The organism is Burkholderia metallica (assembly GCF_001718555.1).
Lineage (GTDB): Bacteria > Pseudomonadota > Gammaproteobacteria > Burkholderiales > Burkholderiaceae > Burkholderia > Burkholderia metallica.
Map to the genome: position 1 here is coordinate 2,613,952 of NZ_CP013403.1, position 21,104 is coordinate 2,635,055.

General features: G+C 67.8%; 19 protein-coding genes. 8 read left to right on the forward strand and 11 right to left on the reverse strand.

Going from position 1 to position 21,104, the window contains the following annotated elements; all coding sequences use genetic code 11:
• Positions 1 to 136 precede the first annotated feature (136 nt).
• Positions 137 to 2,029, forward strand: a complete 1,893-nt coding sequence (locus tag WJ16_RS31080; RefSeq protein ID WP_069260782.1) for a bifunctional sugar phosphate isomerase/epimerase/4-hydroxyphenylpyruvate dioxygenase family protein — start codon at positions 137 to 139, stop codon at positions 2,027 to 2,029.
• A 287-nt stretch (positions 2,030 to 2,316) separates the two neighbouring features.
• Positions 2,317 to 2,580, forward strand: a complete 264-nt coding sequence (locus WJ16_RS31085; RefSeq protein WP_069260783.1) for a hypothetical protein — start codon at positions 2,317 to 2,319, stop codon at positions 2,578 to 2,580.
• A 118-nt stretch (positions 2,581 to 2,698) separates the two neighbouring features.
• On the opposite strand, the gene WJ16_RS31090 is transcribed toward WJ16_RS31085, so the two are convergent.
• The gene (locus WJ16_RS31090) at positions 2,699 to 3,493 is read right to left on the reverse strand and encodes an AraC family transcriptional regulator (RefSeq protein WP_069260784.1); all 795 of its coding nucleotides are present in this window, start codon (positions 3,491 to 3,493) and stop codon (positions 2,699 to 2,701) included.
• A 665-nt stretch (positions 3,494 to 4,158) separates the two neighbouring features.
• Between WJ16_RS31090 and WJ16_RS31095 the strand changes: the two genes are divergently transcribed.
• Both WJ16_RS31095 and WJ16_RS31100 read left to right on the forward strand, forming a co-directional pair.
• Entirely contained in the window at positions 4,159 to 5,295 is a 1,137-nt protein-coding gene (locus tag WJ16_RS31095; RefSeq protein WP_084636158.1) for a branched-chain amino acid ABC transporter substrate-binding protein, read from the forward strand.
• Positions 5,296 to 5,630: 335 nt separating this feature from the next.
• Positions 5,631 to 6,941 carry an MFS transporter gene (locus WJ16_RS31100; protein WP_069260785.1) on the forward strand — a complete coding sequence of 437 codons (1,311 nt, stop codon included), beginning with the start codon at positions 5,631 to 5,633 and terminating at the stop codon, positions 6,939 to 6,941.
• Between the two features lie 104 nt (positions 6,942 to 7,045).
• Here the strand turns inward: WJ16_RS31100 and WJ16_RS31105 are convergent, their stop codons facing one another.
• From WJ16_RS31105 to garD, 4 genes are all read right to left on the reverse strand, one after another.
• Complete coding sequence (locus tag WJ16_RS31105) at positions 7,046 to 7,483, reverse strand: DoxX family protein (RefSeq protein WP_069260786.1); 438 nt, start codon at positions 7,481 to 7,483, stop codon at positions 7,046 to 7,048.
• Positions 7,484 to 7,677: 194 nt separating this feature from the next.
• Positions 7,678 to 8,133 carry an RbsD/FucU family protein gene (locus WJ16_RS31110; protein WP_069260787.1) on the reverse strand — a complete coding sequence of 152 codons (456 nt, stop codon included), beginning with the start codon at positions 8,131 to 8,133 and terminating at the stop codon, positions 7,678 to 7,680.
• A 79-nt stretch (positions 8,134 to 8,212) separates the two neighbouring features.
• Positions 8,213 to 8,605 (reverse strand): nuclear transport factor 2 family protein, encoded by a 393-nt coding sequence (locus WJ16_RS31115; protein ID WP_069260788.1) that lies wholly within the window; start codon positions 8,603 to 8,605, stop codon positions 8,213 to 8,215.
• Between the two features lie 202 nt (positions 8,606 to 8,807).
• Complete coding sequence (gene garD, locus WJ16_RS31120) at positions 8,808 to 10,361, reverse strand: galactarate dehydratase (RefSeq protein ID WP_069260789.1); 1,554 nt, start codon at positions 10,359 to 10,361, stop codon at positions 8,808 to 8,810.
• 229 nt (positions 10,362 to 10,590) lie between these two features.
• Between garD and kdgD the strand changes: the two genes are divergently transcribed.
• Positions 10,591 to 11,505, forward strand: coding sequence for a 5-dehydro-4-deoxyglucarate dehydratase (gene kdgD / locus WJ16_RS31125; RefSeq protein ID WP_069260790.1), 915 nt, complete (start codon positions 10,591 to 10,593; stop codon positions 11,503 to 11,505).
• Positions 11,506 to 11,613: 108 nt separating this feature from the next.
• Here the strand turns inward: kdgD and WJ16_RS31130 are convergent, their stop codons facing one another.
• Both WJ16_RS31130 and WJ16_RS31135 read right to left on the reverse strand, forming a co-directional pair.
• The gene (locus tag WJ16_RS31130; protein ID WP_069260791.1) at positions 11,614 to 12,168 is read right to left on the reverse strand and encodes a hypothetical protein; all 555 of its coding nucleotides are present in this window, start codon (positions 12,166 to 12,168) and stop codon (positions 11,614 to 11,616) included.
• Positions 12,169 to 12,459: 291 nt separating this feature from the next.
• A complete protein-coding gene (locus tag WJ16_RS31135) occupies positions 12,460 to 14,037 on the reverse strand; it encodes an aldehyde dehydrogenase (NADP(+)) (protein ID WP_069260792.1) in 1,578 nt (525 codons plus the stop codon).
• Positions 14,038 to 14,285: 248 nt separating this feature from the next.
• On the opposite strand from WJ16_RS31135, the gene WJ16_RS31140 reads away from it, so the two are divergent.
• The gene (locus WJ16_RS31140) at positions 14,286 to 15,671 is read left to right on the forward strand and encodes an MFS transporter (protein ID WP_069260793.1); all 1,386 of its coding nucleotides are present in this window, start codon (positions 14,286 to 14,288) and stop codon (positions 15,669 to 15,671) included.
• A gap of 72 nt (positions 15,672 to 15,743) precedes the next feature.
• Here WJ16_RS31140 and WJ16_RS31145 read toward each other — a convergent pair whose 3' ends face one another.
• Both WJ16_RS31145 and WJ16_RS31150 read right to left on the reverse strand, forming a co-directional pair.
• Positions 15,744 to 16,469, reverse strand: a complete 726-nt coding sequence (locus WJ16_RS31145) for a site-2 protease family protein (RefSeq protein ID WP_069260794.1) — start codon at positions 16,467 to 16,469, stop codon at positions 15,744 to 15,746.
• Positions 16,466 to 17,419 carry a DUF2167 domain-containing protein gene (locus tag WJ16_RS31150; protein ID WP_069260795.1) on the reverse strand — a complete coding sequence of 318 codons (954 nt, stop codon included), beginning with the start codon at positions 17,417 to 17,419 and terminating at the stop codon, positions 16,466 to 16,468. Before WJ16_RS31150 ends, WJ16_RS31145 begins: the two co-directional genes overlap by 4 nt.
• A gap of 195 nt (positions 17,420 to 17,614) precedes the next feature.
• Between WJ16_RS31150 and WJ16_RS31155 the strand changes: the two genes are divergently transcribed.
• Positions 17,615 to 18,463, forward strand: a complete 849-nt coding sequence (locus tag WJ16_RS31155; RefSeq protein ID WP_069260796.1) for a helix-turn-helix domain-containing protein — start codon at positions 17,615 to 17,617, stop codon at positions 18,461 to 18,463.
• Between the two features lie 6 nt (positions 18,464 to 18,469).
• Here WJ16_RS31155 and WJ16_RS31160 read toward each other — a convergent pair whose 3' ends face one another.
• Positions 18,470 to 19,096 carry a LysE family translocator gene (locus WJ16_RS31160; RefSeq protein WP_069260797.1) on the reverse strand — a complete coding sequence of 209 codons (627 nt, stop codon included), beginning with the start codon at positions 19,094 to 19,096 and terminating at the stop codon, positions 18,470 to 18,472.
• A gap of 167 nt (positions 19,097 to 19,263) precedes the next feature.
• Here WJ16_RS31160 and WJ16_RS31165 point away from each other — a divergent pair, with 167 nt between their 5' ends.
• The gene (locus WJ16_RS31165; protein ID WP_048245841.1) at positions 19,264 to 19,728 is read left to right on the forward strand and encodes an Lrp/AsnC family transcriptional regulator; all 465 of its coding nucleotides are present in this window, start codon (positions 19,264 to 19,266) and stop codon (positions 19,726 to 19,728) included.
• Here WJ16_RS31165 and WJ16_RS31170 read toward each other — a convergent pair.
• Positions 19,725 to 21,101 (reverse strand): dihydroorotase, encoded by a 1,377-nt coding sequence (locus tag WJ16_RS31170; RefSeq protein ID WP_069260798.1) that lies wholly within the window; start codon positions 21,099 to 21,101, stop codon positions 19,725 to 19,727. The genes WJ16_RS31165 and WJ16_RS31170 overlap by 4 nt on opposite strands.
• Positions 21,102 to 21,104 lie beyond the last annotated feature (3 nt).

Here is a 21,104-nt window from a genome sequence, read left to right on the forward strand (position 1 = left end):
CCACCTAGTTAGTTTGTACAATACGTACCACTAGCCCAGTAAATTCGGGATATGGCGTTCGCCGGGAACTCAACGACTGGTTCATTCGGGGCCGATTCGACCGACGCCATGCCCCGCTCACCCGCAGGATTCGCCCATGCAGCGCTCGATCGCCACCGTGTCACTGTCCGGCACGCTCGCCGAGAAGCTCGCCGCCGTCCAGGCCGCAGGCTTTGACGGCGTCGAAATCTTCGAAAACGATCTCGTCTACTTCGACGGATCGCCGGCCGACGTCCGGCGCATGGCCGCCGATCTCGGCCTCGACATCGTGCTGTTCCAGCCGTTTCGCGACTTCGAGGGCGTGAGCGCGGCCCAGCTCGCGCGCAACCTCGACCGGATCAAGCGCAAGTTCGACGTGATGCACGCGCTCGGCACCGACCGCATCCTGGTGTGCAGCAACGTGTCGGCCGACACGATCGCGGACGACGGGCTGCTCGTCGACCAGCTCGGCGTGCTTGCCGAAGCCGCGCGGCAGGCCGGCGTGGTCGCCGCGTACGAGGCGCTCGCGTGGGGCCGCGTCGTGAAGCGGTACGGCCATGCGTGGCAACTCGTGAATGCGGTGAACAGCCCGCACCTCGGCCTTGCGCTCGACAGCTTCCATACGCTGTCGCTCGACGATTCGCCGGACGCGATCGCCGACATCCCCGGCGACCGGATCGCGTTCGTGCAGATCGCCGACGCGCCGAAGCTCGCGATGGACGTGCTCGAATGGAGCCGCCACTACCGCTCGTTCCCGGGCCAGGGCGACTTCGACCTCGCACGCTTCACCGCACGCGTGATCGAGTCGGGCTATACGGGGCCGCTGTCGCTCGAGATCTTCAACGACGGCTTCCGCGCGGCGCCCACCGCGATCACGGCCGCCGACGGCCATCGCTCGCTGCTCTATCTGGAAGAGATGACGCGCGCACGACTGGCGCAGGACGGCCGGGCACCGGCCGCCAGCCAGCCGCTGTTCGCGCCGCCGGCACCGCCCGCGCACGTCGGGTTCCAGTTCATCGAATTCGCGGTGGACGCGCAGGCGGCGGCGACCGTCGGCGAGTGGCTCGGCCGAATGCGCTTCCGGCTCGCGGGCCGGCATCGTTCGAAGGATGTGACGCTGTTCCAGCACGGCGCCGCGTCGATCGTGCTGAACGCGGAGCGCGACTCGTTCGCCGATGCGTTCTTCCAGCAGCACGGGCTGTCGCTGTGCGCGTCGGCATTCCGCGTGGACGACGCGAAAGTGGCGTTCGAGCGCGCGGCCGGCTACGGCTACGCGCCGTTCTCCGGGCGCGTCGGGCCGAACGAGCGCGTGCTGCCGAGCGTGCAGGCGCCGGACGGCAGCCTCGAGTATTTCGTCGACGAAGCGCCGAACGCACCGACGCTGTACGAATCGGACTTCGTGCTGACCGACATCGACGGCCCGAGCGAAGTCGGCCCGCTGACGGGTATCGACCACGTATGCCTCGCGCTGCCGGCCGATGCGCTCGACACGTGGATCCTGTTCTTCAAGACCGCGTTTGGCTTCGAGGCAGAGCGCAGCTGGCTCGTGCCCGATCCGTACGGGCTGATGCGCAGCCGCGCGGTGCGCAGCGCCGACGGTTCGGTGCGGATCGCGCTGAATGCGTCGGTCGACCGCCACACGGCGGTGGCCGAATCGCTCGACCGCTACCACGGGACGGGGCTGAACCACGTCGCATTCCGCACGGACGACATCGTGAAGACGATCGCCGCGTTCGCGGCCGACGGCGTGCCGTTCCTGCGCATTCCGCCCAATTACTACGACGATCTCGCCGCACGCTATGCGCTGCCGGACGAACTGATCGACACGCTGAGCGCGCACCACTTGCTGTACGACCGCGACGAGCACGGCGGCGAATTCCTGCACGCGTATACGGAACTGGTCGACAACCGCTTCTCGCTCGAGATCGTCGAGCGGCGCGGCGGATACGACGGCTATGGCGCGGCGAACGCGGCCGTGCGGCTCGCCGCGCAGGCGCAGCGCAGGAAATAACGGAAGGAAGCGCCGCGGGATCGCGAGCCGGGCCACGTGCGCGGCCCGCGGCCGATTCAACGCGCCGCATTCCGCGCGCACCATCGTGGTGAATCGCGCGGCCGCGCACCCGCCGGCGCGGCTGGCGGCGATCGGACCGGAAGGCCGATGCCGTATGGCGTTACATCCGGTAACCCGTACCGCAGCGCAGCATTCCTCTGTGCGTCCCGGTTTTAAGAATCGCTTAAGTCTTCGACGGCACCATCCGCAACCAGTACCCGATGGTTATCTCGAAAAGGAGGAAAGCGATGAGCGCCGTAGAAGCACCCGCGGGCCGCCCGGCCGCGCCCCCTGCAAAGAAGACGATGCTGCGCCGCCTGCTCAGTCATCATGAAATCGCGACGCTGCTCGTGCTTCTGCACGCGCCGATCGGCGCAAACGCCAAACCCGAGCTGCCCGCATTACAGGAAGCCGGCCTCGTCGAAATGGTCAAGCTCGACGCCGATACGTCACCCAGCTTCCGGCTGACCGAAGACGGCACGGCCGTCCTGAAAGGGCTCGGCTACCGCTGAGCCCCGCTGAGTCCCGCTGAGCCGCCGTCGTCACGGCATCCCCGTTTCCCCGCAATACCCCGCAATACCTCGCACTCCCCCGATTCCTGCGACGCGCCGGCCCGGCCGGCGTATCGCGTCACCCTCCCCGCTCCTGCAGCATCAGCCGGTATTCCGTCGGCGTCACGCCGACCGTCGCCTTGAACTGGCGCGTGAACGCGCTGTGATCCGTATAGCCGCATAGCGCTGCGACGTCCGTCACCTTGTCGTGCGTGACGAGCAGCGCGGTGGCCGCATCGAGCCTCGCCTTCAGCAGCACCTGGCGCGGTGTCAGGTGAAACACCTTGTGGAAATAGCGTTCGAGCTGCGCGACCGACATCCCGGCCATCTGCGCGAGCTGTTTCAGGTTCAGCGGCTGCACGTAGTGATCCTGGATGTGCTGGACCACGTCGGCGAGCCGGCTGTACGCCGGATGCGAGCCCTCGTGCGCCTTCAGGTCGCGCGAGATGCCCGCGAGGCCGACCACCGTGCCCGCGGCATCGCGCAGCGGCTCCTTGCAGGTCAGGCACCAGCCCGGCTGACGGCCCGGATACAGGTGCAGCTCGAGCTGATCCGTCAGTTGCTGGCCGGCGTTGATCGTCGCCATGTCCTGCTCGAAATAGCTGCGGCCGAAGCGGCGCGGAAACACTTCGTCGGTCGTCTTGCCGAGCAGGTCGCGCTTGTCCTTGTAGCCGCAGCGCATCGCCAGCGTACGGTTGACGAGCGCATAGCGGCCGTTCGCATCCTTCACGAAGAACGCGACGTCCGGCAGCGCATCGAACACCGGTTCGAGCAGGCGGAAATGCGCCAGCATCGCGCCGAGGTCGGCATTGTCGGGCTGGTAGCGCAGCGTATCGGACAGGCTCATGGGCGGTACGGCAAGCAAGGTCGTCATCCCGGCAACCGCAAGGCGAGTGGCAGATGGCGTCGATTATAGGAGCGCCCCTCCGATCGCGTCGTGCCGATCGCAAAGGCGGGCAAGGTGGCGGCGGCCGTCGCATCGCGCCGCCGAGCGGCCGGCATCGTCACGCGATATCCGTTGCGCACGCAACCACTTCGCCGCGCATGCGGCGTGCCGCGAATCCGTTTGCGCCGACACGGCCTCCACGCATGCGCGGATGCCGACATACCGCGCGCATTGCCGTACGCACGTTCCGGCGCACCGGCACCGCGCGCCCGGACTCGCCAGCATAAAAATGCGCACGCGCAACGTCTTGGCGCGTTTGCGCATACGGCATGACGATTTCGGCACATATCAGGGTAATCGACGATATGCCGATATCGTCGCCGGCTGCGCACCGAACGCGCAAGACGTCCGCACTTTCGCTGTCTAGACTTCGCTTCACGGTCACGAGACGACCTTCCGATGCGGCGGCAATCGGCGCGCCCGGCCTGCGGCATCGGCCATCATGCGCGCCGATTCCGGCATAGCCGGGGGCAATACGCGGCAAGCACGCACGGCCCTCGCACCGGCCTGCCGAACGCACCGTCTCGCCCGGTTTACCGGCGCCGGCCAGCCGGCCGGCGGCGGCCCAACCACGCCATCAAGGGGAAGTGAAAGTGAAGCTGAAAGTATCGCACGTCGCGCTGGCCGCTGCCTGCGCACTGTCGGGCGCGCACGCCATCGCCGCCGACGTCGTCAAGATCGGTTTCGCCGCACCGCTGACCGGCCCGCAGTCGAACTACGGCACGGACATGCAGAAGGGCGTGCAGCTCGCGATCGCCGATTTCAACGCGACGCGCCCGACGATCGGCGGCAAGCCCGTCACGTTCCAGCTCGATTCGCAGGACGACCAGGCCGACCCGCGCACCGGCACGACCGTCGCGCAGCGGCTGATCGACGACAACGTCCGCGGCATCATCGGGCACTTCAACTCGGGCACGAGCATTCCGGCGTCCGACCTGTACGATCGCGCGGGGCTGCCGCAGATCTCGATGGCCACGTCGCCGCAATACACGGCGCGCGGCTACAAAACCACCTACCGGCTGCTGACGAGCGACGCGCAGGCGGGCCGCATCGTCGGCACGTACGCGGTGAAGACGCTGCGCTTCAAGCGCATCGCGATCATCGACGACCGCACCGCGTACGGCCAGGGCATCGCCGACGAATTCGCGAAAGCCGTCGAAGCCGCGGGCGGCACGATCATCAAGCGCGACTTCACGAACGACAAGGCGCTCGATTTCTCCGCGATCCTGACCAACCTCAAGGGGATGAACCCGGACGCGATCTTCTACGGCGGCGGCGACGCGCAATCGTCGCCGATGATCCGCAAGATGCGCCAGCTCGGGATGAAATCGGCGTTCGTGACGGGAGAGATGTCGCGCTCGCCGACGTTCCTGAAGGTCGGCGGCGACGCGGCCGAAGGCGCGATCGTCTACATGGGCGGGCTGCCGAAGGAGAAGATGCCGGGCTTCGCCGGCTACGCGGCACGCTACAAGGCGCGCTTCAACGAAGACGTGATCACCTACTCGCCGTACTCGTACGACGGCACGATCGCGCTGCTCACCGCGATGAAGGAGGCCAACTCGACCGACCCGAAGGTGTACACGCCGTATCTCGGCAAGGTGTCGGTGAAGGGCGTGTCGGCCCCGAGCATCGCGTACGACGCGAAGGGCGACCTGAAGGATGCGCCGGTGACGATCTACAAGGTCGAACACGGCGCGTTCAAGCCGGTCGACACGATCGCCGGCAACTGACCCTTCCGAAACGCAAGCGCTCCGTCGCGCGGCGCGCGGCCGGCTCGCCGGCCGCCCGCGCCGAGGATCGCTCCGGCTGCATGGTCAGAAGCGGTCCTCGGCGCACACCCACGCGCATTCAAACGCGCACATTTTGCGCTCCTGTAGAATCCCCCCACCCGCTTTGACGCTTCGTCTGCGCCGCGCCCCATCCCGGTGCGGCGGTACCTGTTGCCTGCCTCACCCGGCGCGCCGCACGTTTCGACGACGCAAGCCGCGCCTTGTCAGTCCATGCCGATAGCGGGCCCTGGAGACGCAGCACCGACAACTACATTCGAATACCGATCGTCCTGACCATGCAAGCTTCCGAATTGAGCGGCGTGCCTCGCGCCGCCGAACGCGCGCTCACGCGCAGCGACTACAAGACCCTGGGCCTCGCCGCACTCGGCGGCGCCCTCGAGTTCTACGACTTCATCATCTTCGTGTTCTTCGCGCCGGCGATTGGACAACTCTTCTTCCCGCACGACATTCCCGACTGGCTGCGCCAGTTGCAGACGTTCGGCATCTTCGCGGCCGGCTATCTCGCCCGCCCGCTCGGCGGCGTGATCATGGCGCACTTCGGCGACCTGTTCGGCCGCAAGCGGATGTTCACGCTGAGCGTGCTGATGATGTCGGTGCCGACGCTGCTGATGGGCCTGTTGCCGACCTACGACACGATCGGCATCCTCGCGCCGGTGTTGCTGCTGCTGTTCCGCGTGCTGCAGGGCGCGGCGGTCGGCGGCGAAGTGCCGGGCGCGTGGGTGTTCGTGTCCGAGCACGTGCCGTCGCGTCACATCGGCTATGCGTGCGGCACGCTCACCGCAGGGCTCACGGCCGGCATCCTGCTCGGCTCGCTCGTCGCGGCCGGCATCAACAGCCGCTACTCGGGCGCCGAAGTCACCGCGTTCGCGTGGCGCATCCCGTTCCTGCTCGGCGGCGTGTTCGGGCTGTTCTCCGTGTACCTGCGCCGCTGGCTGCATGAAACGCCGGTGTTCGCCGAGATGAAGGCGAAGAAGGCGCTCGCGGCCGAAATTCCGCTGAAGGCCGTGCTGCGCGACCACGGCCGCGCGGTGATCGTGTCGATGCTGCTCACGTGGATGCTGTCGGCCGCGATCGTCGTCGTGATCCTGATGACGCCCGCACTGCTGCAAAAGCAGTTCCACCTGACGCCCGCGACCACGCTGTTCGCGAACAGCGTCGCGACGCTGTGCCTGACGGCCGGCTGCGTCACCGCGGGTTCGCTCGCGGGCTGGATCGGCGCGAAGCGCGTGCTCGGCATCGGCGGCATCGGGCTGGCCGCATGCTACTACCTGCTGTTCGCGCAGGTCGCGGCCGACGCGTCGACGCTGCCGCTCTACTACGGCATCGCCGGCTTCATGGTCGGCACGATCGGCGCGGTGCCGTTCGTGATGGTCAAGAGCTTCCCGGCCGTCGTGCGCTTCTCGGGCATCTCGTTCTCGTACAACGTCGCGTATGCGATCTTCGGCGGCCTCACGCCGGTGATCGTGTCGCTGATGATGAAGTCGAATCCGCTCGCGCCGGTCGTGTACGTCGCGGCGATCTGCGTGCTCGGCGCGATCGCCGTGCAATTCTCGAAGGATGCGAAGGACGTGAAGGCGTCGCACTGAGCGTCACCGCGCGCGTTCGCGCGATGCCATGAACAAAGGGCCGAATCCCGCGGGATTCGGCCCTTTGTTTTGAGTCAGCGAAAACGGCAATGCCGGGCGTGCGATCAGCGCAGGCTGCCGTACGTCGTGCTCGGGCGGCGCAGGCCGTCGATGCTCGCACCGCCGGCGCCCGTGACGAACAGCAGCAGGAAACCGCCGGCGATCGCGATGTTCTTCCAGAAGTGGATCACCATGTCGTGCTGGACCGCGGCATCCGTCGCGTCCCAGAAATTGTGCCCGACCATCGCGGTCGCGACCGTGTAGAACGCCATCAGCAGCGCGAGCGGCTTCACCTTGTAGCCGACGATCAGCAGCAGCCCGCCGAGCCCCTCGATCGCGACGACGATCGGCCCGATCACCTGCGGATACGGGACGTTCAGCCCGTGCAGGTAACCGATGAAATCGCCGTAGCCGAGCAGCTTCATCACGCCGCCCCACAGGAACAACGCCGCCAGCGCCAGGCGCGCGAAAAAAATGACGCCGGAATCGACGGAACGCGTCATGCCTCTCTCCTCGTATGCAATTCGACCGGCCGCGCGGTGCACACCCGAACGGCTCGGCGCCGCGCGGCCCTGCGGGGCCCGCGGCAAATGGGCCAGCATAGACAGAGTTTCGGCCGTGTCCAAGAAAAAGGTTGTAGCAAATCTTTACACGGCGGCCGCCGCGCGGTTCGCGGGCGGCGGCATGGACGGCGTGTTCAGCCCGCGTCGCTCAACAGCACGCCCTTCTTGAAGATGAAGCAGCCGTAGCCGCGCAGCTCGCCGGTGACGATCACCGCGTACGTCTGCTGCGCGCGTTCGTAGAACGCGAAGCGGTCGATGCCCGCGAGCGGCACCGCGCGCCCTTCCGCGCGGTCGATCTCGGCCTGCACCTCGCGCTGCACGGGCGGCACCGCGGCCGCGTCGCCGACGACTTCCATCCGCCACGCGGGCGTATCGACGAACGTATCGAGCGGCAGCACCGACAGCACCGCGCGCACGACACGCGCCGAATCGGCGCCGTCGATCCGCAACGCGCGGCCGACCACCGTGTGCTCCGCGACGGATTCCGCCGGGAAATTCGCGTCGCAGATCGCGATTTCGTCACCGTGGCCCATCGCGCGCAGCGTGTGCAGGATGTCGGCGTGCAGCAGCGGGTCGAGATTCTTCAGCATGTCGGCTAGTCTCCGGGATCAGGAACGAATCGCATAACGTTACCCGATCCCGGCAGCCGCCGTGCATGCGTCGTGCGTGTCACGACGCCGCGGCCGGCATTTCGTCGATGAAACCCGTGACCGACGCGAGGCGGCCCGATGCGTCGACGGTACCGAAGTCCGAACCCTTCACGATCGCCGCGCCGTCGGGCGACTCGAGCGCCCACGAAAACCGCAGATGCGGGCCGAACCCGTCGACGTCGGTCGTGCGGCGAAAGCGGAACGCGGGGAAGCGCTCCTGCACGGCCGCGATCATCGCGTCGATGCCGGCGTGGCCGTCGCCGGCCATCAGCGGATCGCGATACGCCGCGTCGCTCGCGTAGGTCGCATCGATCAGCGCGCGGCGGCGCGCGACGTCGGGTTCGTTCCATGCGTCGAAGTAGCGGTCGATCAGGTCGGCGTGAACGGACGATACGGATTGGGCGGTGTTCATGGCGAGGCTCCTTGGGTCGATGAAAGGACGATGTCGCGAACGTGACGTGTGTCGTGTTCGCGTGCCGTCATCGTCGCCGGCCTCGCGCGGGCGGTCGATTACGTGCGGGGTAAGGAAATCGACGCGCCGGCCGCCGCAATGAAAACGGGCGCCGTCTCGGGCGCCCGCTTCGTCCGGCTGCAACCGTCGCGCGTATCGGGTATCAGGTCACCGGTGCCGGATTGAACAGCGTCAGCGCATTCGCGAGCTTCCATTGCTCGGCCCACGTACGGCGCTTGCCGCTCGCGACGTCGAGCATCAGCCGGAACAGTTCCCAGCCCGTGTCCTCGATCGTGGCCGCGCCGGTCGCGATCCGGCCCGCGTCGAGATCCATCAGATCGTGCCAGCGGCGCGCGAGATCGCTGCGCGTCGCGACCTTGATCACCGGCACCTGCGCGAGACCGTACGGCGTGCCGCGGCCGGTCGTGAAGATGTGCAGGTTCATCCCGGCCGCGAGCTGCAGCGTGCCGCAGATGAAATCGCTCGCGGGCGTCGCTGCGTACAGCAGCCCCTTCTGCTTCGCGCGATCGCCGGGACGCACGACGCCGGCAATCGGCGCGCTGCCCGACTTCACGATCGAGCCCATCGCCTTCTCGACGATGTTCGACAGGCCGCCCTTCTTGTTGCCGGGCGTCGTGTTCGCGCTGCGGTCGACGCGGCCGCGCTGCAGGTAGCGGTCGTACCAGTCCATCTCGCGGATGATCTCGCGTGCGACGTCCTCGTTCGCCGCGCGCGACGTGAGCTGCGCGACGCCGTCGCGCACTTCGGTCACTTCCGAGAACATGATCGTCGCGCCGGCGCGCACCAGCAGATCCGCCGCGAAGCCGACGGCCGGATTCGCGGTGAGCCCCGAGAACGCGTCGCTGCCGCCGCACTGCACGCCGACGACGAGATCCGATGCGGGGCAGGTCTCGCGACGGCGGCGATCCAGCCGCTCGAGATGCGATTCGGCCATCTTCATGATCGAGTCGATCATCGAATTGAAGCCGACGTGCGCGGCGTCCTGCAGGCACACGACGCCGCCGTTGTCTGTCGCGCCGTCGGCCGTGAGCGGAATCGCGCCGGGCGGCAGCAGGCGCTCGGGCTGAAGCTTCTCGCAGCCGAGGCTGACCGTCATCACCTCGCCGCCGAAGTTCGGATTCAGGCTGATGTTGCGCAGCGTGCGGATCGGGATGTCGGCGTCGGGCGCGTCGATCGCCACGCCGCAGCCGTACGTGTGCTCGAGCCCGACCACGTCGTCGACGTTCGGATAGCGCGGCAGCAGTTCGTCCTTGATCCGCTTCACCGCATGTTCGACGACGCCCGACACGCACTGCACGGTGGTCGTGATCGCGAGGATGTTGCGCGTGCCGACCGAGCCGTCGGCATTGCGGAAGCCTTCGAACGTATAGCCTTCGAGCGGCGGCAGCGGCGGCGCGGCGCGGGTCGCGAGCGGCAGGTCGTCGAGACCCGGCGGCTCGGGCATGCGCATCGTGCGCTCGTTGACCCAGCTGCCGCGGCGCAGCTCGGCGAGCGCATAGCCGATCACCACGTTGTAGCGGACGATCGGATCGCCGGCCGCGAGATCGACCAGCGCGACCTTGTGCCCCTGCGGCACGCCTTCGCGCAGCGTCAGCCCGTCGGCGAACGTCGCGCCCTCCGGCAAGCCGCCGTCGTTGACGACGATCGCGACGTTGTCGTCCGGATGCACACGGATGTAGAGCGGGGAAGCAGTCATCGGAATTCCTGGAAGCTATCGACGATATCGTTAGTCATCATACGACATTCAACGCCCGGCTGCGATGTTGCGTAAACCCTTATCCGGAAAGACCCTACTATCTATCGACGGGCAAGGCGCTTGCGTCATCTGTTCCCTCGTTGTACGATGACATACAACGACATCGCCACTATGGCTCGCATGCCGTTCCCGACGAACCCAGCAGTCGCGCTAGACGGACGACCCAACCATGACCTCACCGCAAGAACTCAAACAGATCATTTCCCACGGCCTGCTGTCGTTTCCGCTGACGGATTTCGACGCCGACGGCAGCTTCCGCCCGTCCACCTATGCCGAGCGCCTGGAATGGCTGGCTCCGTACGGCGCGAGCGCGCTGTTCGCGGCCGGCGGCACCGGTGAATTCTTCTCCCTCACGCAGCGCGAGTATTCGGACGTGATCCGCGTCGCGACGGAAACCTGCAAGGGCAAGGTGCCGATCCTCGCCGGCGCGGGCGGCGCCACGCGCGTCGCGATCGAATATGCGCAGGAGGCCGAGCGCCTCGGCGCGAGCGGCGTGCTGCTGATGCCGCACTACCTGACCGAAGCGAGCCAGGAAGGGATCGCCGAGCACGTCGAGCAGGTGTGCCGCGCGCTGAAGATCGGCGTGGTGGTGTACAACCGCGCGAATTCGAAGCTGAATGCGGACATGCTCGAGCGCCTCGCCGACCGTTGCCCGAACCTGATCGGCTTCAAGGACGGTGTCGGCGAAATCGAAAGCATGGTGACGATCCGCCGCCGCCTCGGCGACCGCTTCGCGTACCTCGGCGGCCTGCCGACGGCCGAAGTCTATGCAGCCGCGTACAAGGCGCTCGGCGTGCCGGTGTACTCGTCGGCCGTGTTCAACTTCATCCCGAAGACGGCGATGGCGTTCTACGAAGCGATCGCGAAGGACGACCACGCGACCGTCGGCCGCCTGATCGACGAGTTCTTCCTGCCGTACCTGAAGATCCGCAATCGCCGCGCGGGCTATGCGGTCAGCATCGTGAAGGCGGGCGCGAAGCTCGTCGGCCACGACGCGGGCCCGGTGCGTGCGCCGCTGATCGACCTCACCGACGAAGAAGCGGCCGAGCTCGACGTGCTGATCAAGAAGATGGGCCCGCAGTAAGCAAGGCTCGCCGGCGGCGCGGGGCCTTCATCGGCGCCGCGGCCGGCCCCTTTCGTATCCGTATCGCGCAATGGCCGCACGGCTCGACGAGCCGGTGCGGCCATTCCGTTACATCTGCGCGATCGCGCCGATGATCCGCTGGCGCACGCTGGCGAGCGCACGCTGCGTCTCGTCGATCCCCTTGCGTGCCGCGACCGGCCGGCCGCGCGCCGGCGACTCGGCGCCGACGATCTGTTCGAGCACGTCGCGATCGACGACCGCATCGAAGAACCGCCCGACCGTAAACATCGCGTACTGCTTCGCGGTCGCAAGATGCGCGTTGGCCTGCGTGAGCGCGTCGGTGCGCTGCGCACCGTTGGGCCCGTCGATGCTGCGGCGGTGCTTCAGCGCGAACACCACCGCCTCCATGTCGTACCGGAAGCGCTCGACGGCCCTGCCGAAGATCAACGAATGCGGATCGGCGCCCGCGACGGGCCGCCCCTGGTTGATCGTCACGTCGAACTCGCTGCCGCCCAGTTCGCGCTGCAGCGCGAACAGCGCGTCGGCCAGAACGCGCCCTTCGCTGTACTGGCCGATCTGGGTACGGACCGATTTCGCGACGTCGCCGATCGCTTTCCACAACCCCGCCGCGAACAGGTGGTCGCCACGCTTGCTGATATTCATCGGATGGTTCCTTGTTGGTCTTGTGCGTCTCTCAGGCTCGCCTGCGGGGCCGAACGGCCCGAGGCTTCGCTACTGTAGAAGAAACGCCGGCAACAGGAAAGCCGGGACGGCGCCGTCGCGGCAGCGCAGCGCGTGCAGCTCGTTGCACAACACCCGCTCACCGACTTGGCGCAACCGGGCACGAAAGCCGGCGCAATAAAAACGGCGGCGGGGCCCATGAGCCCCGCCGCCGTCTTCCAACGTGCCGGAACGCGCCCCTTCCGGGACACTGTCTCCAACAGTTACTTCACGTCACTCCGCGTTGCCGTCCCGCAGCCGCGGAATCGCGAGCGGATTGCGTTCCTGCAGCGCCTCCGGCAGCAGGTCGTCCGGGAAGTCCTGATAGCACACGGGCCGCAGGAAACGGTCGATCGCGGTCGCGCCGACGGACGTGACGGCCGGGTTCGACGTCGCCGGGAACGGGCCGCCGTGCACCATCGCGTCGCACACCTCGACGCCGGTCGGGTAACCGTTCACGAGCAAACGGCCGGCCTTGCGTTCGAGGATCGGCAGCAGCCGGCGCGCGAGCGGCTTGTCGTCGGCGTCCATCTGCAATGTGGCCGTCAGCTGGCCTTCGAGCGCGTCGAGCACGCGCGCGACTTCGTCGAGATCGCGGCAACGCACGATCAGCGACGCCGGCCCGAATATCTCGTGGCCGAACGCCGGCTCGGCGAGGAACGCTTGCGCGCCGACTTCGTACAGCGCGCCGCCGGCCTGGCAGTCGGTCTGCGCGGCTTCGCCCGCCCCGATTTCACGCACGCCCGGCAGTTCGGCCAGCTTGCCGCGGCCGCTGCGATACGCATCGGCGATGCCGGGCGTGAGCATCACGCCGGCCGGCTTCTTCGCGAGCGCCTGCGCGGCGACGGTTTCGAAGCGGTCGAGATCGGGGCCGTCGATCGCGAGCACGAGGCCAGGGTTGGTACAGAACTGGCCGACGCCGAGCGTCAGCGAATCGACGAAGCCCGTCGCGATCGCGTCGCCGCGCGCGGCGAGCGCCGCCGGGAACAGCACGACGGGGTTGATGCTGCTCATTTCCGCGTAGACGGGAATCGGCTGCGCACGCGCATTCGCGAGCTGCACGAGCGCCATCCCGCCCTGCCGCGAGCCCGTGAAGCCGACGGCCTGGACCGCCGGATGGCTGACGAGCGCCCCGCCGATCACGCGGCCGGGGCCGACCAGCAGCGAGAACACGCCGGCCGGCATGCCGGTTTTCGCGACCGCCGCGCGAATCGCGCGGCCGACCAGCTCGGACGTGCCGAGGTGCGCCTCGTGCGCCTTCACGATCACCGGGCAGCCCGCTGCAAGCGCCGACGCGGTATCGCCGCCGGCCACCGAGAACGCGAGCGGGAAATTGCTCGCGCCGAACACGGCGACGGGCCCGAGCGCGACTTTTTGCAGACGCAGATCCGAACGCGGCAGCGGCGTGCGAGCCGGCTGCGCGGGGTCGATCGACGCGGCGAGGAAGCGCCCGTCGCGCACGACGCGCGCGAACAGCCGCAGCTGGCCGACGGTGCGGCCGCGCTCGCCCTGCAGCCGCGCGACGGGCAGGCCCGTTTCGGCGTGCGCGCGCTCGATCAGCGCGTCGCCGAGCGCGACGATTTCATCGGCGATCGCTTCGAGAAACGCCGCGCGGGCCGCGAGCGGCTGCGTGCGGTACGCGTCGAACGCGTCGCGGGCGAGTTCGCATGCGCGCTCGACGTCGGCCTGCGTCGCGATGCCGAACGCCGGCACGTCGATCGGCGCGCCCTTCGTCGGATCGAACGCGCGCAAGGTGCCGGCCGAGCCGGCCACCGCGTCGGCGCCGATCAGCATCTCTCCTGTCAGTTGCATGGGGTGTGCTCCGTGGTTCGGGAATGAATGGCTCATTGTAGCTCAACAGATACGATGTCTGCCGACAACGTCGCATCATTTTCGCCGCCTGCGAGGGCGTCGACGATACCTTCAAGCGCCTTTCCCGCGCCACAAAATCGCGACATTCCCACACTGTGACGCGATCTGCAAAGGGAAAACCCGAGGTATCTCAATCCACGTATTAACAATAAACTTTCAGCCATGTCATACGACGACGTACGTTTAAAGTGACCAATCAGACCTCCCCTCGCGACCTTCCGCTCGATCTAGCGCGCACCGCGCGCCGGACCGCCGTGCGCTACTGGATCCTGGCGATGCTGTTCGTCGTCACGACGCTCAACTATGCGGATCGCGCGACGCTGTCGATCACCGGCACGCCGATCCGCCAGGCGTTCGGCATCGATCCGGTGACGATGGGCTACATCTTCTCGGCGTTCAGCTGGGCGTACGTGCTCGCGCAACTGCCGAGCGGCTGGCTGCTCGACCGTTTCGGCGCGCGGCGCGTGTATGCGGCCAGCATCTTCCTGTGGTCGGCGTTCACGCTGCTGCAAAGCACGATCGGCCTCGGCGGCAGCGCCGCGTTCGCGGTCGCCGCGCTGTTCGCGATGCGCTTCGCGGTCGGCATCGCCGAGGCGCCCGCGTTTCCGGCGAACGCGAAGGTCGTCGCGAGCTGGTTCCCGACCGCCGAGCGCGGTACCGCGTCGGCGATCTTCAACGCCGCGCAATACTTCGCGGCCGTCGTGTTCTCGCCGCTGATGGCGTGGCTCACGCATGCGTACGGCTGGCACCACGTGTACCTGTGGCTCGGCCTGGCCGGCATCGCGCTCGCGTTCCTGTGGCTGCGCGTCGTGAAGGACCCGGCCGACCATCCGGCCGTGAACCGCGCGGAACTCGAGCACATCGAGCAGGGCGGCGGCCTGGTGCGCTCCGCCACCGCCGCGCGCGGCAGCAACGGCTCACGCTCGGAGGGCAGCCGCGTGGCCGGCTGGTACTACGTGCGCCAGCTGCTGTCGAACCGGATGCTGATCGGCGTGTACCTCGGCCAGTACTGCGTGAACGTGCTCACCTACTTCTTCCTCACGTGGTTCCCGATCTATCTGGTGCAGGCGCGCGGGATGTCGCTGCTGAAGGCCGGCTTCATGACGTCGCTGCCCGCGATCTGCGGGTTCCTCGGCGGCGTGCTCGGCGGGATGCTGTCGGACGGGCTGATTCGCCGCGGCGTGTCGCTCACGCTCGCGCGCAAGATCCCGATCGTCGGCGGGATGGCGCTGTCGATGGTGATCATCGGCTGCAATTACGTCGACAGCGAAGTGCTGGTGATCGTGCTGATGGCCGTGTCGTTCTTCGGCAAGGGAATCGGCTCGCTCGGCTGGGCCGTCGTCGCCGATACCGCGCCGAAGGAAGCGATCGGCCTGTCGGGCAGCCTGTTCAACATGTTCGGCAACACGGCCGGCATCGTCGCACCGATCGCGATCGGCTACCTCGTCGGCGCGAGCGGCTCGTTCAACGGCGCGCTCGTGTTCGTCGGGCTGAACGCGCTCGTCACCGTGTTCAGCTATCTCGTGATCGTGAAGGACATCAAGCGCGTCGAACTGCGTCATCGCGACGCGTAGCACCGGCGGGAAGCGTGCAAAAAACGGCGGCCGCGTAACGAGCGGCCGCCGTTTTTTTACCTCGCTCCGACGTCAGGTCGACGAATGCGCGACGCGCAGCATGTCGTGCACGCCCGACGTCATCAATGCGAGGAACGCGAGCAGGCCGACGTAGCAGAGCGCGTACGTCGTCTTCGTCTCGATCGACGTCGCGTAGTACACGCGGTTCTCCGGCGCGTCGGGATCGTAGCGCCATGCGCGTTTCAGCTGCGGCAGCGCGAGGATCGCCATCACGATCAGCAGCGGGCTCGGCCGATAGACGAACAGCGCGATCAGCACCGGCACGCCCGCGAACCAGATGCGCGGCGACAGCACCGCGGTGATCCGGCCGCCGTCGAACGGCGACAGCGGGATCATGTTGAACAGGTTCAGGAAGAAGCCCGTGTACGACAGCGCGAGCAGCAGGTTGCTGTCGCCGTGGCGCGCGGCCGCGTAGCAGGCGAGCGCACCGAGCGTGCCGACGAACGGCCCGGCGAGCCCGACGTACGCCTCGGTTTCCGCGTCGTGCGGCATCTCCTTCAACTGGATCCACGCGCCGACGAACGGGATGAAGGTCGGCAGCCCGACGTCGAGCCCGCGCCGTTGCGCGGCGATGTAGTGACCGGCCTCGTGCACCAGCAGCAGCGCGACGAAACCGGCCGCGAACCGCCAGCCGTAGAACACCGCGTAGACCGCGATCGATGCCAGCATGGTGCCCGCCGACACGAGCACCTTGCCGAGCTTGAGGCCGCCGAAGATCAGCAGCAGCAGCTTCGTCATTCCTTGCGCTCCACGACGGATGCATCGGACGCGTCGGCGACGGCCGGCACCGCGGCCGCCTTCTGCTTGCGCCCGAAGAAGCGCTTCAGCGCGGCGCCGCCGGCCAGCAGCGCGACCGCGCCGACCTTGAAGAACTTCACCGCGAACGCGCCGATCAGCGCGAGCAGGCCGAGCTTCTTCGCGCCGACGCCGACGATCAGCGCCGCGAGGCCATACTCGGCGACGTGGTCGGTCGACTGGTTGAAATCGGCGTAGCGCTTGCCGTCGTTGAAGCGGATGTTCGACAGCAGCTCGTCGGCGGCCCCTTGGTATTTCGGCAGGTCGGCGAGCGTCGACGCCATCGTCAGCGACAGGTAGCCGTCGCGGCCGAGCACGAGCGTCCGGTAATTCACGCCGTCGTTCCCGGCGTTCGGCGCCGCCCCCTTCTCGCGGATGATCGCGGACCACACGAGCCGGTGCGTGGCCGCGTCGTACGCGGGCGCCTTTGCCCAGCCGACCACCTCGGTTTCGGGCAGGCCGCGCTCCTTGCGCGCCGGGTTGTTTTCCTCGGTGCCGGCCTGCAGGCTCTTCAGCAGGTCGTCGGGCTTCCAGTCCTTCGCATCGTCGTCGCGGATATAGCCGCTCGGCTCGAACGACACGACCGAGATCCAGTCGGCGTCCGGATCGTCGGGCAGCACGAGGCCGACCAGCTTCGTTTCGTCGATCGAGTTGCCCATCGAGCGCAGGTAGCGGCCGGCCTCCGCGGCCGGCACGAACGATTCGCCGGCTTTCAGCTTCAGCACGGCTTCGTGTTTCACGTCGATGTCGGTCGGGCCCTTCACGACCGCGTCGTTGGCGGCCGCGGCGGCGGCGCGCATTTCCACCTGCGCGGCTTCGGTCTGCGCGTGGCCGGTGGTCACGGCGAATGCAAGCGTCGCCACGCAGGCGAGCCGGACGGCTGTTTTTTTCATTGTTGGATTCCCCTGGAATGCCTTGTCGCAAATATGCACGGCACCGGCCCGGGCGTTTTCGATCGCGGGTCCGGCAGCGTCTCTCAGTTGGCACGGGAGCTATGGTAACGCAGCGCCGCGACGCGCCCGGCAACGGCGCGATGCTTACGTCGCAGGTAATGCCCAACGCGCGCGGGATTGCCTATCATCTGCACCATGAACCCGACCGCCGCCCTCCATTCACCCGCCCCGTCCGCCGGCCGCCCGTCCGGTATCGGCCCGCTGCTGCGCACGTGGCGGCAACGCCGGCGCCTGAGCCAGATGGCGCTCGCGCTCGATGCGGACGTGTCCGCGCGCCACCTGAGCTTCGTCGAATCGGGCCGTGCGCAGCCGAGTCGCGAGATGGTGCTGCATCTCGCGGAACGCCTCGACGTGCCGCTGCGCGAGCGCAATGCGCTGCTCGTCGCGGCCGGCTTCGCGCCGCTGTTTCGCGAACGGCCGTTTTCGGACCCGCAACTCGATGCCGCGCGCCATGCGGTCGAAGCCGTGCTGCGCGGCCACGAGCCGTATCCGGCGCTTGCGGTGGACCGTCACTGGACGCTGCTCGCCGCGAACCGGATGCTCGGCGCGCTGGTCGCGCAGGCCGCCCCCGCGCTGCTTCAGGCGCCCGTCAACGTGCTGCGGCTGAGCCTGCATCCGGACGGCCTCGCGCCGCAGATCGTCAACTGGCACGAATGGCGCGCGCACATCCTGCATCGGCTGCAGCGGCAGATCGATGCGAGCGGCGACCGCACGCTGCACACGCTGCGCGACGAACTCGCCGCGTATCCGGCGCCGGCCGGCCAGCCCGACGACACGCATGCCCGCACCGACTTCGCGGAAATCGCCGTGCCGCTGCGGCTGCGCACGGCAGCCGGCGAACTGACGTTCTTCAGCACGACGACGGTGTTCGGCACGCCCGTCGACGTGACGCTGTCGGAACTCGCGATCGAGGCGTTCTTTCCGGCGAACCCGGAGACGGTGGACGCGATGCGGGCGCTGGCGGACGCGTTGCCGGCGCAATGACTGCCATCAGCGGCGCTCGAACGCCAGCTTGACGCCAAGCGCCAGCAGAACCACACCGCTGACGCGGTGCATGCGGGTCAGGATGCGCGGGTTACGGCGGATCGACGCCGACAGCAGGCCGGCGAACAGCGCGACCGGCCCCTTGACGAGAAACGTCAGGCCGGCGAACGTCGCGCCCAGCACGAACAGCGACAGCATCGGATGCGCGGCGCCCGCGGGAACGAACTGCGGCAGGAACGCCAGGTAGAAGAGCGCAACCTTCGGATTCGACACGTTGGACAGCGCGCCTTGCGCGATCGTGCGCAACCGCGATTCCGGCGCGCCGCGGCTGCTTGCGAGCGTGAGCTCGCCCGACGAACGCAGCAGCGTGATGCCGAGATACAGCAGGTACAGCGCGCCGACCACCTTCAGCGCGGTGAACAACCATTCGGATGCCTGAAGAAGTGCACCCAGCCCGAGCGTCGCGAGCATCGTGTGCACGAGCAGCCCGACGCTGACGCCCGCCGCCGTCACGAGGCCGGCGCGCGTGCCGCCGGACAGCGTGCGCGACATCACGAGCACCATGTCCTGGCCCGGCGTGACGATGATCAGAAGGGACGTGGCGATGAACGGCAGCCAGGATACGTGCAGCATGGGAGATCTCCTGAAGGGGACGGCCGGAACGGGAATCGCGCGCATCGCACAGGCCGGCCGGTCGTCAGATTATCGGCGCGTTGCGGTGGAGATTGGATGCGTGTTTGGCTATTCGAAATGCCGAATTTAGAGCTATTCTCTAGCATCTGCATTGATGGTAGTGAAAAATGCCAACCAAACTGGACGCGATCGACCGGCGCATTCTGCGCGCGTTGCAACAGAATTCGAACCAGACGAACGCCGAACTCGCGCAACAGGCCGGACTCTCGGCCACGCCTTGCCTGCGCCGCGTTCACCTGCTTGAAGAGCAGGGCGTGATCGACGCCTATGTCGCACTGCTGAACCCCGCCGCCGTCGACCTGAGGTTCACGGCGTTCGTGCGTGTCACGCTGGAGCGCCAGGACAAGAAGACGGTCGAGCGCTTCGCACGCGAAATGGAGCAGGCGCCCGAAGTCCTCGAATGCCACCTGATGGCCGGCAGCTACGATTACCTGCTGCGCGTGATCGCGCGGGATCTCGACGACTATCAGCGCTTCCAGATGGAAACGCTCACGCAGATCGAAGGCGTACGCAACGTCGAAACCGAGATTCCGCTGAAGCGCATCAAGCAGACGGTGCGCCTGCCGATCTAGGCATCCAGAAACGTGACAGGCTGCCCCGCCGGCTCGCCGTTCAACACACCGTCGCGCACGACGACCTGCCCGCGCACGACCGTATGCACGGGCCAGCCCGTCACCGCGCAGCCGTCGTAAGGCGTCCAGCCGCTCACGCTGGCGATCCATTCGTCGCGGATGATCCGCCGCGCGTGCAGGTCGACGATGCTGAAATCCGCGTCGTAGCCGATCGCGATGCGCCCCTTCCCCTCGATGCCGAAGATGCGCGCCGGCCCGGCGCTGGTCAGGTCGACCAGCCGTTCGAGGCTCAGGCGCCCAGCATGCACGTGATCGAGCATCAGCGGCAGCAGCGTCTGCACACCGGTCATCCCGCTCGGCGACTGCGGATACGGGCGGCGCTTTTCGTCGCGCGTATGCGGCGCGTGATCGCTGCCGATCACGTCGACCACGCCGTCGCGAACGGCCTGCCACAGTGCATCCTGATGATGCCGCTCGCGCACTGGCGGATTCATCTGCGCGAACGTGCCGAGCCGTTCGTAGCAATCGGGCGCGGATAGGCTCAGGTGATGCGGCGTGACCTCGACCGTCACGCGATGCCGGTGCCGCTCGAGGAACGCCATTTCCTGCGCGGTCGACACGTGCAGCACATGCAGCCGCCGCCCCGTCTCGGCAGCCAGCCCGACGATGCGCCGCGTCGCGGCCAGCGCGCTTTCCTCGTCGCGCCAGCGAGGATGATCGCGCACGTCGCCGCTCGCGTCGACGAGCGCGCGGCGCTCGCGCAGCCGCGCCTCGTCCTCCGCGTGGACGGCCATGCGTCGCCGCCCGTTGCGCACGATCCGGCGCAACACGGCTTCGTCGTCGGCCAGCAGATCGCCGAACGAGCTGCCCATGAAGACCTTCACGCCCGCGCAGCCCGGCAGGTTTTCGAGCGCCGGCAACCGCTCGGCGTTCGCGGCCGAACCGCCGATGTAGAACGCGTAGTCGCACCACGCACGGCCGCGCGCGAGATCCAGCTTCGCCTGCAGATCCTCCGCGTTCAGCGTCAGCGGATGCGTGTTCGGCATCTCGAAGATCGTCGTGACGCCGCCGAGCACTGCGCCGCGTGTACCGGCCTCGATGGTCTCCTTGTGCGTGAGACCAGGCTCGCGGAAATGCACCTGGCTGTCGACGACGCCCGGCAGCACATGCAGGCCGCCGGCATTCAGCAGGACATCGGCGCTCCAGGTGCCGTGCAGCGCGCCCAGCGCGACGACGCGGCCGTCCACGCACGCGATGTCGATCCGCTCCGCGCCGTTGGGCGTCATCGCCGTGCCGCCGCACACGAGCAGGTCGGCGTGACGTCGTTTCAGCGCGTCGCTCGCGCGCCCTTCACGTCGAATCGGCTCGCCCATGAT